The sequence below is a fragment of the Streptomyces sp. H39-S7 genome (genome assembly GCF_027158205.1).
Lineage (GTDB): Bacteria > Actinomycetota > Actinomycetes > Streptomycetales > Streptomycetaceae > Actinacidiphila.
The window spans coordinates 115,296-130,081 of the sequence record NZ_JAPVLU010000011.1; the positions used below are offsets into that span (position 1 = coordinate 115,296).

Consider the following 14,786-nt stretch of genomic DNA (forward strand, 5'->3'; position numbering starts at 1 on the left):
CGTGTGATCCCATGCTGACCCAGCCCGTGCCAGCCTGCCGCTTTTGGTGCTCCGCAGCCGATCAATCGCCGGGAGTTGCCGGCCGCCATGCTCAGGCACCGGTACGCCTCCGCGGCTCCCCGCTGCCTGTTCGCCCGTAGTCTGCGCCGCGATCGAACCACACACGTTGGCTGGCAGCCGACGGTCAACCTGTTGCCCGCTGTCGCTGTCCGTCTCCAGCAGTTACTTGCTGGCGGTGGTCCGTGCGTGCGGCCTCCAACAAGCTCCTCCAGGACGTCACGGTGGGGCGCCTGCGCAGCAGGGCGCGTCGTTCCCGGTCTGTCATGCCGCCCCAGACGCCGTGCTCGATGCGGTGGTCCAGCGCATGGGCGAGGCATTCGGTGCGCACGGGGCAGCCCTCGCATATGGCTGTGGCTCGGTGTTGGGCGGCGCCATCGACGAACAGCTCTTCCGGGTCAGCGGTGCGGCAGGAAGCTCGTGTGTTCCAGGTTGCCTGATCATCCACGATCACCTCGTGCCGTCCTCTCCTCGATCTGCCCGCCTCACGTCCACCCTAGGGGGCGGTGCTGCGGCCCTAGACGGTACGGCAGTTGGACTCGCAGGGGGAACAGGTCGGGACGAAGGGTGACCCCTTCGAGTGACGACTTCAGGCGTGGGCACATCGAGTACGCACGCGGCTGATCGGGTTCAGCCGTACGGCTCCCCTCACGTCGTGTCCGGTGAACCGATAGATCCTCCGCCCCTACCGTCCACACATGACTGCTGGCACTGTCCTCACCATCATCGGCGGAGCACTCCAGCTCTTGGGCCTGTGCGCCGCAGGGTTCGGTGTCCGCAGAGTCAGGCGCGAGCATGCGCAGGGTCGGCTCGGGACACGGGGCCACGTCAAAGAGTGGTGGTGTGCAGCGCTTCGATTCTTCAAGATGCGACCACCAGTTGCAGCGACGGCCACAATGGCCGCCACAGCCCCTGCAGCCGCCGCGGCCTTCAGCGCGGCCATGGTGGCCGCACCTCCAGTCGACGCCACCGCCGAGCAGCGCGAGCGATTCCTTATGGACCGCGTGATACAGCTCCAACGCGAGATGGACGGCATCCGGAACACGGTGGCGAGAGCGAGTAGCGAGCAACACGTCGCCATTACCGACGTCGGCAGTGCCATCCAGGGGCAGGCGGAGCAGTTCCGTCTATCCATCGACTGGGCCATGGCGGATGGGCTGGTCCTGGAAGCGCTGGGACTTTGGCTCGCCGCAGTCGGAGCCGTACTTACGATCATCGGAGCTGCTGTCCAAGGCCCGTAAGCCAGGCAGCGGGGCACAGTGGCATCACACCGCCGCGCCGGCCATGGTGCCACTCGCACCAGCCTGGGGCGTCAAGCCGTAACGGCTGAACGCCGGTTGTGGTTGCGCTGCTGTGATGAACGAACCCCAGGAACACCGCGCGGCAGTCGCAGATCTCCGCGCGTCCTCTCAAACGCTTGTCAGCATGATGGCCGCGATCACTAGCGCAGATCTGGGCTATCTCAACCCGCAGGAGCAGGCGGAGCTGGACGTGCTGGCCGACCAGGCGATGCGCCTATTGGACGACGTGGAGCAGATTCTCCAAGGAGACGTGTCTTCGTCTGCCAACCTCATCCACGCGGTGAGTGCGTCCGCCCGACTCGCACATCAACTACGCGCACGGCTGATCGATAGCGCCGTTGCAGCTACCCATGTACCTGATCACCCCTGATCCGCAAACGGTCAGCTCCCAGAACGGGTCGGCGGCCCCGGAGAGCAAAAGGCTCATCGCAGCTTGTGCAGGCCCGCCTCCCGCCAAGGTCTAGCGCAGGAACTGTGCGATCTCACGACTCTCAAATCCCACCCCCACCGCTTCTTGCATGCAAGGGTGGAAATCAGACGCTCGTTCGGGCGACCCGGTTGCGTTGTCGATGGAGGACCGATATGCCGCTCTCTGCCCTATCCATCGCACCGGACGCCACGCTCACCGACATTGCCCTGCCCCAGGACTACAGAGCGCAGCTCCTGCTCCTGCGGAATCTGGTGGGTGGCACCGTGGATGCCGCGGTGTTTCACCGCCGGGCGTACCTCCATGTTCATGGTGAGGGCGCGATACTGCGGGCACCAATGAACGTGGCGGCCTGGGCCCTCGCCAGCCAGTGGCGCGGGGCCGAGATCCCCTACGGCCTGTACGGCACCGCGGTGGTCACCGGGCCCGGTGATGCCGGATTTCAGGGACTGGATGCCGCGATGGCAGCGCAGGTCAAGGCTGTTTGCACCGGCATCCACGATCTCCTTGTCCAATGGCAGACACAGCCGCCGGCCGACGAGCAGGCAGCCCGAGCGCACGTGCTGGCGACAGCGCACTATCAGCTCGCCGCAGCACACTAGGTCACCCTTTCTGCGCCGGCAGCCGCCGCAGCGCCCGTTCGACCGTCTCAGGGTCTGGGTCCTCCACCGGCGGACCCACATACGACTGCAGCCGCAACGCCTCCGGGCCCGACAAGTCCGGCGGGACCACCTCGAGCACCCCGCACGCCAGCGTCGGCGCGATGAGCGCGCGCACCTACAGCCGTGCGCGTCTGTCGGCGCGGTACTCGCGCAAGATCACGCCCGTCACATCCATGCCCCACCCCGCGGGTGGCCTACTTGGCGGCCCAGTAGCCCAAGTTGTTTCGGTTCTCCTCCGCCGCCCGGCGCGGCGCGTCCGGCGATCCCAGCAGACCGTGCGGCAGATACCCGGACCGGACACCGAGTTCCCACCCATGGACCTGGACGGCGAGGCAGGTCAGGGAGAGGGTGCCGAGGGGAAGGAGGGACCGGGGCGCGGGATCACCGGCATCGGCCTCGATGCTCTCCCGGTACGCGACCAGCCGGGCGGCGAGGGCGTCCTCGAAGGTCTGCTGGTCGTCATCGAGGAGTACGCGGAGCAGCCGCTGGTCCGCGCTCAGCGCGTCGGTGACCTCGTCGAGCCGCCGGGCGGCCTCCGCGCGCTCCGCGGCGTCCGGCTTGCGCAGTGGAACGGTCGGCCAGTCGCGGGGCAGGTGCCCGGCCGCCTCGGTGAGGTAGGGGCACAGGGCGTCCATGGCGGCGAGGTCGGCGGGGTCGGAGGTGGAGGTGTACCGGTTGTAGGGCACGCCGTTACGGATGGCGGGCGCGTAGTCGGCGCGCAGCAGCAGTCCGGTGACCCGCTCCCAGTCCCACACATGCCCGCTGACGACACACGTCTCGAACATGTCGAGCCAGGTCCGCGCGGTGGGCGCCTCATCGACGACGTCCCGAAAGGTGATGGGCCCGTCTCCGAACTTGTCGTCGTCCGGGTCCGTGCTGATCCGCTCTCCGATGAGGGGGAATCGGAGTTCCTGGTCCCCGTCCGGGAAGCACATGATGCTCAGCACTCCGTGCACACACTCCGTGGCGGTGACGGCGACCGTGCCGGCCGCGGCGTCGAGCCCCGGCTCCGTCACCGCTCGCGCGGCGACATGGTCGAGCAGTTCGTCCGCCAGGGCCCGGATCAGCGTCGGCGAGATGCTGTCGTACCGCAGCGAGTGCCACCGCGCGTAGGTCCGCCCGTCGATGTCGTCGAGCGCCTCGGCCAACCGCTGGTCGCTGACCTGATGGCGTGTCACATCCCGCATGCGTCCCGTCCCTTCATGAACTCCACGACTGGATGAAGCACGTTATCAACGGGCACTGACAGCTCTAGATCTACTGACCTGCGAGGTTGGGGAAGCGGCTGGCGGGACAGGGTGCGTTCCGCAGTTCGTCATGACCACCGCATGCCGAGCGCGGTGAGTTCCGCGGCCAGTTCGGGGGCGAGGGTCGCCTGGCGGGTGCGTGCGTTGTTGACGAAGACGCCTAGCTTGATGGACTCGCCATCCACGATCTCGGTATGGGTGCGAGGGACGGCCAGGTGGCCTTCTCGCAGGTGGTAGGCCCGGGCGGCGGCAAGGTTGCGGGCCCGCTTGTCCGCCTGGCTGACCCGGGCGGTCTTCACCCGGCGGCCGGTTGCTGGTGGGGACAGACGCAAGACATGTTCGAGCATCCAACGCTGCGTGGTCTGCAGCGTGTGCCACTGCTGGACTTGGGCCTCGATCCACCGTCCGATGTCGTCGTCCCCGATGACGAGCCGGCCCGGGGCGTGGCCGGTGAGGGTGCCGCCGGCGTCGAGGTGGGTGCGGGCCTGGTGGAAGGCGCGCTGCCAGTCGACCGGCCACAGGGGGCGCCAGGAAGGGTCGATCTCGTCGAGGGCTTCGCAGCGGTCGGCGGCGAGGGTTCCGGCGCGGGCGGCGCGGCGCTGGTCGCGCAGCCACCGGCCGACGGGGTAGGTGGTGGTGGGCTCGATGGTGTCGACGGGTGGCAGGAGGTGGTCGTGGGCGGTGCGGTAGGCGCGGCAGGCGGTCAGGGCGTCCTCGAAGGCGGCGTCGTATTGGGACCACAGCATGCCTAGTGCGTCCAGGGCGTCCGTACGGTCTGGGGCGAGTCTGCCGGTCTTGCGGGCCCGGCGCTGATCGGCAATCCACACCCCTAGCGGAAGGTTGTCGGCGTCGCGGTAGTCGTAGGGGACGCGAAGGTCACGGTGCGCTTCGCGGTAGGTGCGGCTGGCTTCCAGGCCGCGGAGCCAGGCGTAGCGTTCGGGCTGCAGGACGCGCAGGTTGATGAACCGGGCGATCTGGCTACGGGTGTGGGCGCTGGTGAAGTTCAACAGCCCCGGCACCGGGTCGCCCTCGGCGCCGTCGCTGTCCCCTTCGATGGCGTCCTGGCTGTCCTGCGTGCCTTCCTCATCTGCCGATTCGACGGAGGCGGGTGTGGGTTTGGCGGGTGCCGGTTCGAGGGCGGACGCTGCGAGGATCTCGACTGCTTTGGCGTCGTGGGCACGCAGGGCTTCCATGAAGCGGGCCAAATCGTCGTAGGCCGGAGAGGTGATCATCTGGTCGGTGCTCTCGCCGGGGCCCAGAAAGATCGGAACGACGATCGTGGCGACCTTCCCGTCCCCGGGCCGCATCCGGAGGGCTCGGCCCAGGGTTTGGATGATGTCTGGCATGGAGCCGTAGACGTCACACATGATGACGGCATCGGCCCAGGTGTCGACACCGACTCCGAGGACTTTCACGGAGGACAAGAACGACCGTTCCACGGGTTTGCCGGCGTCGGTGATCCCGGCATGGAAATCACGCAGCACCTGGGCGCGGTACTGGGGGTCGTGTTCTCCGTGTAGCCAGCGTGCAGCGAGTCCCTGGGGCAGCCGGTCGAGGTTGTTGCCTCCGGCTGCGGCCTTGCGGGCCGCGTCGGGTAGGCCCTCGGCGAAGGCCCTGGCTTCCGCGACACGGGCGTGGAAGGTGAGGACTCGGCTGAGCTCGTACTGGTTGGCGATGCGGAGGGTGGCGGCCTGCACAGCGGCCAGTCGCAGGGCCCGGACGTGGTCGGACCGTGGGCCTTCGCCGCGGGCGATGGCTTCTTGGTAGGCGGGGTCGGAGATCTCCTGGCACACGATGCGGAACGGCGCGATGTGGCCCTCATCGACTGCTTCTCCGAGTCCCATGTCGAACACGCGCTTACCGAATTGGGTGACATCATCCATGCTCGCGATCAGGCGCACCCCGGACCGCCCGGAGCCGGACCCCCGTCCCGGTGCGGTGTCCTCATCGCCGGTCTCTTTGTCCGCTGAGCCCAGTTCCCACACGCGCGGGGTCGCTGTCAGGAACAGCCGCCGGTCCGAGGGAATGCGCACGTTGTCCAGTACCGCGGCCCAGGGCTTGCCCGCCGCACCGGAAACACGGTGGGCTTCGTCAACCACCATGAGGGAGAACGTCGGAAGTCCAGCTTCATGCGCGCGCTGCAGCGTCCCCATGCCGACCGACTGATAGGTGGCGAATAGCGTGTACTCATCCAGTGCGTGGGTGCGATCCGCCAGTTCGTCTGGGTCGGTGGTGCACGCGGACAGCAGAGCAGGGTCGTAGGTGCGCAGCGAGCACAGGCCCAGCATCCGTTGGATGAAGCCGGCCGCCCGCCACTCGGTGGCGGTCTGGAGCAGCAGGTCCAGGTTCGGCACCAGGACGAGATTGCGGGCGGTGGCCAGCTCGTCGGCGACGCCGACGGCCATGAGCGTCTTGCCCGAGCCGGTCGGGGAGACGATCTGCGCACGCAGCCCTTGTGGCGGTACCTTCTGGCCCGGCCCGAGGGTCAGCTCACGGCTGGCGCGATCGACGGCGATTTGTTGATGGCGGCGGAAGGGCAGCGAGAGGGACACGGGTCACTCCTGAGTCAGCGCGTCATGGGCGACGGTAGTGCCGGTGCTGCAGGGGCCGCAGGTGGAGTCACGAACGGGGTCGCTGCGGTGCCCGGTTCGACCGTGCTATTGCTCACGCGGACGTCGGTCGGGCGGAACGTCACTTCGCCGTCCTAAGGCTTGGGGCGGCGAAGCGGGGGGTGGGTTCGGCGTCATCAGCGTGTCTCCTGGACGTGTCCCGGCGGGTTGGATGCCGTGGGACCGCAGCTCCAGGTCGTGACAGTCGCCCGGCACAAGGAAGTGAGGCGATGGGCGCGGTCGGCGCCTCACAGACACCTGGAGCGGCAGCGACAGCTCTACTCCGTGGTGTTGGGCCCGTGGTACTTGCGTGCGTGACTGCGGACGCTGGCCGGCGCTCCGACGTAGGGGCACCCGCGGTGGTCGCAGCGGATCCATGCACCGTTCTCCACCGCGTCGTGGGTAACCGAGCGCCCCGGGCCATAGCCGTGCTTGTGGAGCATTTGCGGGACGGATGAGCCGTACTCCGCGGCAAGCAGGGCGGCTTCGGCGACCTTGTCGTGGCCGCGGGCGAAGAACGCACCCACGCCTGTCTCGGCACCGCATCCGCACCAGCACGTGCCGGTCGGGATCAGTCGGGGAAGCTTCGGTGTGGTCATACCCATCATGATGCCCCTTCTAGAAGGGCTGTCAAGACGCCCGTTCTAGATTGGCAATCAAGAAGGGCTGTCCAGCTCGACACGCCGAGCAGGCCCTCCCGAAGATCAACGAAGACTTCTGGGCCCTCTCCGACCATCAGGAGGTCGGAGGCCACTGAAGCAGTTTTGCCTTTCAGCTACTTTGATCATGTTTTAGATCGATGATGCAATACATGAGATGGCGTTTGCTGATTTGGGTTGCAGTGGGGATTGGCGCAGCGGCCGCAGCCGGCCTGGGCGTGGATGTCGCCGTGGCCGGGCTAGACAGAGCATCGGGGCTAGCGGGGGTAATGGTCGGGTTCTGCGAACTCGGCGCGCTGGCACTGGGCGTGGCCGCATGGGCAGCCGAACGACGGGCTGCAGCTGGGCAGGCGGATCTCGGGGCTATTACGGAAGGAACGGACAGCGCTGGCGGCGGCGAGCACCTCGGGGGAAGGCGTGAGGTCCCGGAAGCTGGCGAGGGCAGTTACGTCATCAACGCAGACAAGATCGACAGGTCGCAGTTCGGCCACGGCAACACCCAGCGCAACGCTTGACGTTCGGAACGCCCACGGCGTCGGGGGTACGGGATGGTTGTAGAACCAGAGCCGGATGTACCACGGGACCAGGCACAGGCCCAGAAGGATGGGGCCAGCACGTATGTCGTCGGCGGCAGCATCGACCGATCCCAGTTCGGCAACAACAACACGCTGATCACCTACTCCCTCATCGACCGCACGTGGACGGATCGCTCTGGAGCCCCGCCGCTGATCAACGTCTCAGGAGATATCGAATCCCCGTATCGAGGGCTGGGCGCGTTTGAGGAGCGGGACGCACCGTTCTTCTTCGGCCGCGACAACGCGGCCATGGATGTACTGGAGCGGATGTCCCGATGCCTAGGCGGGACAGGCCTACTGATGGTGTCCGGGGTGTCGGGAGCCGGCAAGTCGTCACTGCTTCGGGCCGGGGTCCTGCCTAGGTTGCGCGGGGAGGGGCTGGCCACTGCACCCGAGGCGATGCTGTGGCCCTGTCAGCTGTTCACCCCGTCCCACGCACCACTGGACGAGCTGGCGACCCAGGTTGCGTCGCTGGCCGGCGTGGACGCCGCCGCGGTGCGGCGCCACCTGATCGAGGACCCGACGTCGTTCGCGCTGACTGCCCGCCAGGCCGCCATAGCCCAGGCCGGAACCCCAGCACAGCAGAGCGGGCCGCGGCAGGCACGTCTGCTACTGGTGATCGACCAATTCGAGCAACTGTTCACCCGCTGCCCAGACGAGGGGCAGCGGAGAGCGTTCATCAGCGCCCTGCACGCCGCAGCCACCGTGCCGCACGGAGAAGAACAGGCTCCCGCCGCGCTGGTGGTGATCGGGGTCCGCGCGGACTTCGAGGCCCGCTGCACCAGCTACCCGCAGTTGCTCGATGCCGTCCAGGACCGGTATCTGGTGACGCCGATGACCGAGCCGCAGTTGCGGGCGGCGGTGACCGAACCGGCCCGCGTCGCTTGTGCCACGGTCACTCCCGCCTTGGTCGAGGCACTGCTGGAGGAGATCCGCACGCACGCCCCCCCGCCCTTCGACGACCCCCGCCTCCCGGCCGCATCCGGGGCAGGGTTGTTGCCGCACATGTCGCACGCCCTGGACAACGCCTGGCGCCAACGAGCCGACCCGACACTCCTCACCCTCGCCGACTACGTACGCACCGGTCAGATCGAAGGCGCCATTGCAAAAAGTGCCCAGCATGCCTACGCCACCCTCACGCCTGCACAGACAATCGTGGCCCGCCAGGTCTTCGTCCGTCTGACCGCAGCAGCAGAAGACGGGATCAACCTCGCCGACCGCGTCACCCGCACTGAACTCTTCGAGGGCAGGACGCCAGCACAAGTGCGCGATGTAGAGACCGTACTTGAGGCCTTCGCAACACACCGGCTCCTCATCCTCGCTGTTGACACCGTGGAGATCAGCCATGAAGTACTGCTGACCGCCTGGCCACGGCTACGCGACACGTGGCTAACCGAAACCCACACCGACCGCATCATCCGCACCCGACTGCGCACCACAGCAGCCGAATGGAAACGCGATGGCCAAGACTCCTCCTACCTCTACAAGGGCAGCCTCCTAGAGACCGCTAAAGCCACCGCCACGCGGATCGACAGCGCCCCGGTCCGCCACCTGCCTTTCAACCCCGCCGAACAAGACTTCCTCCACGCCAGCGACCGCGCACATCGCCGCAGCGTGCGCCGACGGCAGAGTTTCACCGGATTCCTCGTGGCCTTGGTCATCGGCTTGACAGCGGTCGCAATCACGGCCTATCGCGCCAGGCAGGACGCGGTCCACCAGCGGGACATCGCGGTCTCCGGCCAACTGATCAGTCAAAGCGAGGCCCTCAGCAACACCGACCCCACCATCTCGAAGCTTGAGAGCCTCGCAGCATGGCGAATCAACCCCTCAGCCCAAGCCCGCTATGCCATGCTCGCCGCCGTAACACGCCCAGAGATCTCCACGCTCACCGGCCACACCGGCGGGGTCACTTCGGTGGTGTTCAGTCCGGACGCCAAGACCCTGGCCACCGCCAGCACCGACCAGACAGTACGGCTGTGGGGAGCGGCCACCCACCAACAGATCGGCCAACCCCTCACCGGCCACACCGGCGGCATCGCTTCGGTGGTGTTCAGTCCGGACGGCAGGACCCTGGCCACCGCCAGCACCGACCAGACAGTACGGCTGTGGGATGTCACCACCCACCAACAGATCGGCCAACCCCTCACCGGCCACACCGGCGCGGTCACCTCGGTGGCGTTCAGTCCGGACGCCAAGACCCTGGCCACCGCCAGCACCGACCAGACAGTACGGCTGTGGGATGTCACCACCCACCAACAGATCGGCCAACCCTTCACCGGCCACACCGGCGCGGTCGCTTCGGTGGTGTTCAGTCCGGACGGCAGGACCCTGGCCACCGCCAGCGCCGACCGGACAGTACGGCTGTGGGGAGCGGCCACCCACCAACAGATCGGCCAACTCCTCACCGGCCACACCGGCGGCATCGCTTCGGTGGTGTTCAGTCCGGACGCCAAGACCCTGGCCACCGCCAGCACCGACCAGACAGTACGGCTGTGGGATGTCACCATCCACCAGCAGATCGGCCAACCCTTCACCGGCCACACCGGCGCGGTCGCTTCGGTGGTGTTCAGTCCGGACGGCAGGACCCTGGCCACCGCCAGCTACGACCAGACGGTGCGGCTGTGGGGAGTGGCATCCCGCCAGCAGATCGGCCAACTCCTCACCGGCCACACCGGCGGCATCGATTCGGTGGTGTTCAGTCCGGACGGCAGGACCCTGGCCACCGCCAGCACCGACCAGACGGTACGGCTGTGGGGAGCGGCATCCCGCCAGCAGATCGGCCAACCCCTCACCGGCCACACCGGCGGCATCGATTCGGTGGTGTTCAGTCCGGACGGCAGGACCCTGGCCACCGCCAGCACCGACCAGACAGTACGGCTGTGGGATGTCACCACCCACCAACAGATCGGCCAACCCCTCACCGGCCACAACGACTCGGTCTATTCGGTGGCGTTCAGTCCGGACGCCAAGACCCTGGCCACCGCCAGCGCCGACCAGACAGTACGGCTGTGGGATGTCACCACCCACCAGCAGATCGGCCAACCCTTCACCGGCCACGCCGGCGCGGTCTATTCGGTGGCGTTCAGTCCGGACGCCAAGACCCTGGCCACCGCCGGCGCCGACCAGACAGTACGGCTGTGGGATGTCACCACCCACCAACAGATCGGTCAACCCCTCACCGGCCACACCGACGCGGTCGCCTCGGTGGCGTTCAGTCCGGACGCCAAGACCCTGGCCACCGCCGGCGCCGACCAGACAGTACGGCTGTGGGATGTCACCACCCACCAACAGATCGGCCAACCCTTCACCGGCCACACCGGCGGCGTCGATTCGGTGGTGTTCAGTCCGGACGGCAGGACCCTGGCCACCGCCGGCTACGACCAGACGGTACGGCTGTGGGACGTGACCGCCCACCAGCAGATCGGCCAACCCCTCACCGGCCACACCGACCCGGTCGCTTCGGTGGCGTTCAGTCCGGACGGCAGGACCCTGGCCACCGCCGGCTACGACCAGACGGTACGGCTGTGGGACGTGGACTATGTTCTCGACGTGCTTCCGAAATTGTGTGCGCAAACAGGGCGTTCGCTCACATCCGCTGAATGGGCACGCTATGTTCCGCCCGGTCCGGCGTATAGGCCGGTCTGCCCTTGAGAGCCGACTAATTGCGCCTGATGATCGCGCAGTCGGCGTTCTCCCTAGTTCCGCATCTGCACGACACCTCGGAACCTCATCGGCTCCAGATCCGGGATACGTCTCCGTGAGACATAACTGAACTGCCCCAAGAAATACCGTGCCAGCACGTCACCCGTGCGTTCTCGCATCGCCGCCGCGCCACGCAGCATCGGCACCGAGACCGGTGATCCCTGGTGCCAGCGTCCACATACGGGCTCTTCCGATCGACCGTCGGGTCACCGTGGACGAGTCCTGCTTCAGTCTTCGGCCTTCCAGCCGCGGATCTCCAAGTGGGTCAGGACGGCATCGGGCTGGAGCCGACCGGTTTCGACCAGCCAGGTCTTCACTGCGGCGGCGACGTCGCCACGAGCTGCATCGACTCGGCCCTGCCATTCCTGTGCGTCGTATCCGCCCGGCCCTTGGCCAGCGCCTTGGCTCTTTCCGTAGGCACGCTCTTCGGTGCCGTCCCGCCGCTGCACGACGCCGCGGCGCAGGCCCGGTGAGTCCTTGCGGCTCCCGGAGTCGAGGATGAAGGCGCTCTTCCTTGCTCGCACGGTGAAGGCGATGCGGCCGTTGACGGCGGCGGTGCGTTGGATGACCGGGCGCAGTCGGGAGGCGCCGGAGCGGATGTGCTGTTTGCCGGCGCGGGCCATGGAGGAGTTGCCGGGGGTCTGGGTGACGTCCTTGATGCGGACGCGGGCTTTGCGGGCGACGGTCTCGCCAGGGCGTACCGCGCGGGTGCGTGGGGTGATGTCGCGGGCGGCCAGGCGCTTGAGTTCGGCGGTGTCGCGGGTGCCGCCGCCTTGGACTTCTTGCAGGACGTTGCGCAGGGCCTCGACGAAGGAGGCTCCTTTGTGGTGGGTGAAGAACTGGGAGACGAGGCTGGAGTTGCGGCCGATGATCTCGGCGACCTGCTTCTTCGTGAAGCCGGCGTTGAGGAGTTCCTGGGTCAAGCGGGCCGCTTCGTTCTGCTGGGCCGCTCCGGCTCGGCGGCCAGGGCCCCGGCGGCGGCGCGGTGTCACCGTTCACTCCTGTTGGCCGGGATTGAGTGGGGGGCGGTACGGGTCACGGGGGCGGGGTCCTTCCGGCGTTCGTCCCAGCGGGAGGCGTGGTCGCGAGCTTGTGCGCGGTGGCCGTGACTGTGCCCGGCGCAGGCATTGTTGCGGAGGCTGATCGGGTTGACGAAGTGCACGGGTGCGGCGGCCTGCGGGTCGATGGCGCCTGGGCGCTGGTAGCGGATGTCGGCTCGCTCGCTCGCGCGTTCGTCGCTGCATGTGCGCCGTGGGTCACGAGCGGCCCGTGGGCCGGGTCCTCGGATCTGGCCAGGATGGTGGTCATTGCCGTCCCGCGTGGAGGTCTTCGAGGTTGGCGCGGCCCTGGTCTCGCAGGCTCATCAGGTCCTCGAGGCTCGTGGGCGCGGTGACGGGGAAATTGAGGTGGCCCTTCATGAGGTAGTCACCCGGCTGCCCGTGGTAGGGCCAGTCGACGGGAGCTGTGGTGTAGAGGGCGTCGGTTCGGAAGGCGATGATCGAGCCGGGCGGCAGGTGCAGGGCGCCGACCGATACGTCGTCCTCCCGCATCCGGGTGGACAGCAGCGCGGCCCGGGCGCCGGACCACACCCCAGCGGACCACTCCGGGTGCGCGTTGGGGTCCGGGGAGAACGTGACGCGCTGCCAGGTGATGTTCTTCCCGTCGTTGTTGATGATCTCCGCGCCCCGGGGGACCCGCCCTTCCTGCTCGACGGGCACGGAGCCGGTGTTGGTGCGCGGGCGTTGCGCGAAACCGCCGATGCCGTAGAGCAGGATGGAGCGCACGGCGCGGGAAGCCAGATGGGAGGCAGCACGGGTGTCGTCGTCGTTCTGGATGTCCTCGGCCCGCTTCTGCAGGGCGGCCCAGGCGTCCTTGAGGCGTCCCGCCCAGATCCTCAGCGGCGCGCCGTCCTCCCACCAGACCAGGCCGTCGAGAATCTCGATCTTCCACGGCTGGAGGTGGTTGCGCAGGGCCAGGTTGATCTCGGCGCCGCCTGCCCAGGTGGTGAACGTACGACCGCCCTGATTCGGATAGTGCCAGGCGGCCTCACCGGTGATCGGTGCGGGCAGCAAACCCACGTGGTTCCAGCCGTCGGGAACGGTGACCCGCACCTGCCAGTGCGAGGGCCGGTACAGGGCCTTGATCTGCTCAGCCTCCGACCAGGAAGCGAAGGTCTGTGCGGTGACGCGCTGCGGGACGCCGACGGCGCTGATCCAGGTGTGCTTGGCGTAGGCGAACGTGCGGTCCATCTCGGTCAGCTGCGGCAGTTCGTCCGGGACGTTCGGCGGGGTGATCAGTTCGGTGCGGCCCTGACCGGCGGTGGCGTGCAGCAGCTCGCGCAGTTCCGTGGACATCACCGGGTAGCCGTCGTTCCACTTGGCATTGGCCTTGGTGGGGATGGTGCGGGTCCACAGGTCACGGCCGGTACGGGCCGGGGATCCCATCAGAACGACCTCGTTGGCGTTCTTCCAGTGCTCGCGCAGCTCTTTCCACAGCAGCAGGAACGCATCGCGGACGACGGTCGGGTGTGCGCCTTCGGGGTCGAACCAGGTGCCGATACTGACGAGCTCCAGATGGCGGGAGTCTCGCTGCCAGCGGCCGACCGGGTGTCGCTCGTGCACGAAGTGACCGGCCAGGAGGTCCTTGCTCGCGGCCTGCCCCTTGCCGGAGGCGACGGTCCAGCCCGGGACGGGGGCGTTCAGCCAGGAGGCGACCGCGGCCTTGAGGGAGGGGTGCGAGTCGGTGTCCCGGTGCCAGGGATCACCTGCGGTGATGTACACGCGCTGCACCGATTCGGGCAGGACGTGGGCGACGGCGGTGAGGATGTCGGCCGCGCTGCGCGAGCCCAGGTCGATGCGGCCGGAGCGGTCCTTGTAGACGAGCGAGCCGGTGGCGGCGTCGAGGAAGGCGGTGTCCCAAGACTGCTGGGTGAACTGCGGGCGCGTCGACTTCAACTTCGGGTCCACGGCCGCCCACGCCTGCCCGCGCTCACCGGCCGGGATCGACGGGAGGGCCCGGTCTTCGCCGGCGGCCGCGCCTGGTACCGCCGCGGGGGTGGGCGGGGCAGGTGCCGCCGCGGCGCTGGGCGGGGAGGGTGTCGCTGTGGGGGTGGACGCATCGCCGGTGGCGATGGAGTCGGCGCTGGCGGGAACGTCCCGTCGATCGGCGCCGACCTCGGCGCCCTCGTCCGGGCGGGGGCGCAGATCGGGGGCCAGAGCTCCCGGAGCCGTCGCGGCCACGGCGGGGGGCTGCGACGGCTCGTCCCCAGGGGATGCGGCAGGCCCGCTGGAGGTGACGGCGAGCGAGGGGGCGATGGCGGTGACTTCGCTGATGCTCAAGCCGGCCGCTGTGGCGATGCGGTCGTCCTTGGCCTTGCCGTATCCACTGAGATCGACGATCAGCTTGTCGCGGACCGCGGCCAGTTGGTCCGCGTGGCGCTGCAGGGCTGCCAACTCCTTGGTGACGGCAACGAGATCATTGCGTACCCCGCGCAGTTCCTTGATCCCGGCGGTGTATGCCTTGGCGTCCATCCCCATCAGGGGACTCC

Annotated in this window: 11 protein-coding genes; 5 read left to right on the forward strand and 6 right to left on the reverse strand. The window is 68.1% G+C overall.

Annotated features, from left to right (window positions below):
- Nucleotides 1-184: 184 nt before the first annotated feature.
- Nucleotides 185-505, reverse strand: a complete 321-nt coding sequence (locus tag O3X23_RS12895; RefSeq protein ID WP_269271541.1) for a WhiB family transcriptional regulator — start codon at nucleotides 503-505, stop codon at nucleotides 185-187.
- Between the two features lie 250 nt (nucleotides 506-755).
- Between O3X23_RS12895 and O3X23_RS12900 the strand changes: the two genes are divergently transcribed.
- The 3 genes from O3X23_RS12900 (at nucleotide 756) to O3X23_RS12910 (ending at nucleotide 2,387) form a co-directional block, all read left to right on the forward strand.
- On the forward strand, nucleotides 756-1,298 hold the full coding sequence (locus O3X23_RS12900) for a hypothetical protein (protein WP_269271460.1): 543 nt from the start codon (nucleotides 756-758) through the stop codon (nucleotides 1,296-1,298).
- 115 nt (nucleotides 1,299-1,413) lie between these two features.
- The gene (locus O3X23_RS12905; RefSeq protein ID WP_269271461.1) at nucleotides 1,414-1,728 is read left to right on the forward strand and encodes a hypothetical protein; all 315 of its coding nucleotides are present in this window, start codon (nucleotides 1,414-1,416) and stop codon (nucleotides 1,726-1,728) included.
- 212 nt (nucleotides 1,729-1,940) lie between these two features.
- A complete protein-coding gene (locus O3X23_RS12910) occupies nucleotides 1,941-2,387 on the forward strand; it encodes a hypothetical protein (protein WP_269271462.1) in 447 nt (148 codons plus the stop codon).
- Nucleotides 2,388-2,641: 254 nt separating this feature from the next.
- Here the strand turns inward: O3X23_RS12910 and O3X23_RS12915 are convergent, their stop codons facing one another.
- The 3 genes from O3X23_RS12915 to O3X23_RS12925 all read right to left on the reverse strand — a co-directional run bounded on the left by O3X23_RS12915 (nucleotide 2,642) and on the right by O3X23_RS12925 (nucleotide 6,902).
- Complete coding sequence (locus tag O3X23_RS12915) at nucleotides 2,642-3,634, reverse strand: immunity 49 family protein (protein ID WP_269271463.1); 993 nt, start codon at nucleotides 3,632-3,634, stop codon at nucleotides 2,642-2,644.
- 128 nt (nucleotides 3,635-3,762) lie between these two features.
- On the reverse strand, nucleotides 3,763-6,246 hold the full coding sequence (locus O3X23_RS12920) for a DEAD/DEAH box helicase (protein ID WP_269271464.1): 2,484 nt from the start codon (nucleotides 6,244-6,246) through the stop codon (nucleotides 3,763-3,765).
- Nucleotides 6,247-6,581: 335 nt separating this feature from the next.
- Nucleotides 6,582-6,902, reverse strand: coding sequence for a hypothetical protein (locus tag O3X23_RS12925; RefSeq protein WP_269271465.1), 321 nt, complete (start codon nucleotides 6,900-6,902; stop codon nucleotides 6,582-6,584).
- 212 nt (nucleotides 6,903-7,114) lie between these two features.
- Between O3X23_RS12925 and O3X23_RS12930 the strand changes: the two genes are divergently transcribed.
- Both O3X23_RS12930 and O3X23_RS12935 read left to right on the forward strand, forming a co-directional pair.
- Entirely contained in the window at nucleotides 7,115-7,477 is a 363-nt protein-coding gene (locus O3X23_RS12930; RefSeq protein ID WP_269271466.1) for a hypothetical protein, read from the forward strand.
- Nucleotides 7,478-7,510: 33 nt separating this feature from the next.
- Entirely contained in the window at nucleotides 7,511-11,188 is a 3,678-nt protein-coding gene (locus O3X23_RS12935) for an NACHT and WD repeat domain-containing protein (RefSeq protein ID WP_269271467.1), read from the forward strand.
- A gap of 278 nt (nucleotides 11,189-11,466) precedes the next feature.
- Here O3X23_RS12935 and O3X23_RS12940 read toward each other — a convergent pair whose 3' ends face one another.
- Both O3X23_RS12940 and O3X23_RS12945 read right to left on the reverse strand, forming a co-directional pair.
- Nucleotides 11,467-12,162: a hypothetical protein gene (locus tag O3X23_RS12940; protein ID WP_269271468.1), complete on the reverse strand. Its 696-nt coding sequence runs from the start codon at nucleotides 12,160-12,162 to the stop codon at nucleotides 11,467-11,469.
- Nucleotides 12,163-12,543: 381 nt separating this feature from the next.
- On the reverse strand, nucleotides 12,544-14,775 hold the full coding sequence (locus O3X23_RS12945) for a hypothetical protein (RefSeq protein WP_331283907.1): 2,232 nt from the start codon (nucleotides 14,773-14,775) through the stop codon (nucleotides 12,544-12,546).
- Nucleotides 14,776-14,786 lie beyond the last annotated feature (11 nt).

Coding starts and splice junctions, on each gene's coding strand:
- O3X23_RS12945 (WP_331283907.1), bottom strand. CDS start 14,775: ATGGGGATGGACGCCAAGGCATACACCGCCGGGATCAAGGAACTGCGC.
- O3X23_RS12905 (WP_269271461.1), top strand. CDS start 1,414: ATGAACGAACCCCAGGAACACCGCGCGGCAGTCGCAGATCTCCGCGCG.
- O3X23_RS12930 (WP_269271466.1), top strand. CDS start 7,115: ATGAGATGGCGTTTGCTGATTTGGGTTGCAGTGGGGATTGGCGCAGCG.
- O3X23_RS12935 (WP_269271467.1), top strand. CDS start 7,511: ATGGTTGTAGAACCAGAGCCGGATGTACCACGGGACCAGGCACAGGCC.
- O3X23_RS12915 (WP_269271463.1), bottom strand. CDS start 3,634: ATGCGGGATGTGACACGCCATCAGGTCAGCGACCAGCGGTTGGCCGAG.
- O3X23_RS12910 (WP_269271462.1), top strand. CDS start 1,941: ATGCCGCTCTCTGCCCTATCCATCGCACCGGACGCCACGCTCACCGAC.
- O3X23_RS12925 (WP_269271465.1), bottom strand. CDS start 6,902: ATGACCACACCGAAGCTTCCCCGACTGATCCCGACCGGCACGTGCTGG.
- O3X23_RS12900 (WP_269271460.1), top strand. CDS start 756: ATGACTGCTGGCACTGTCCTCACCATCATCGGCGGAGCACTCCAGCTC.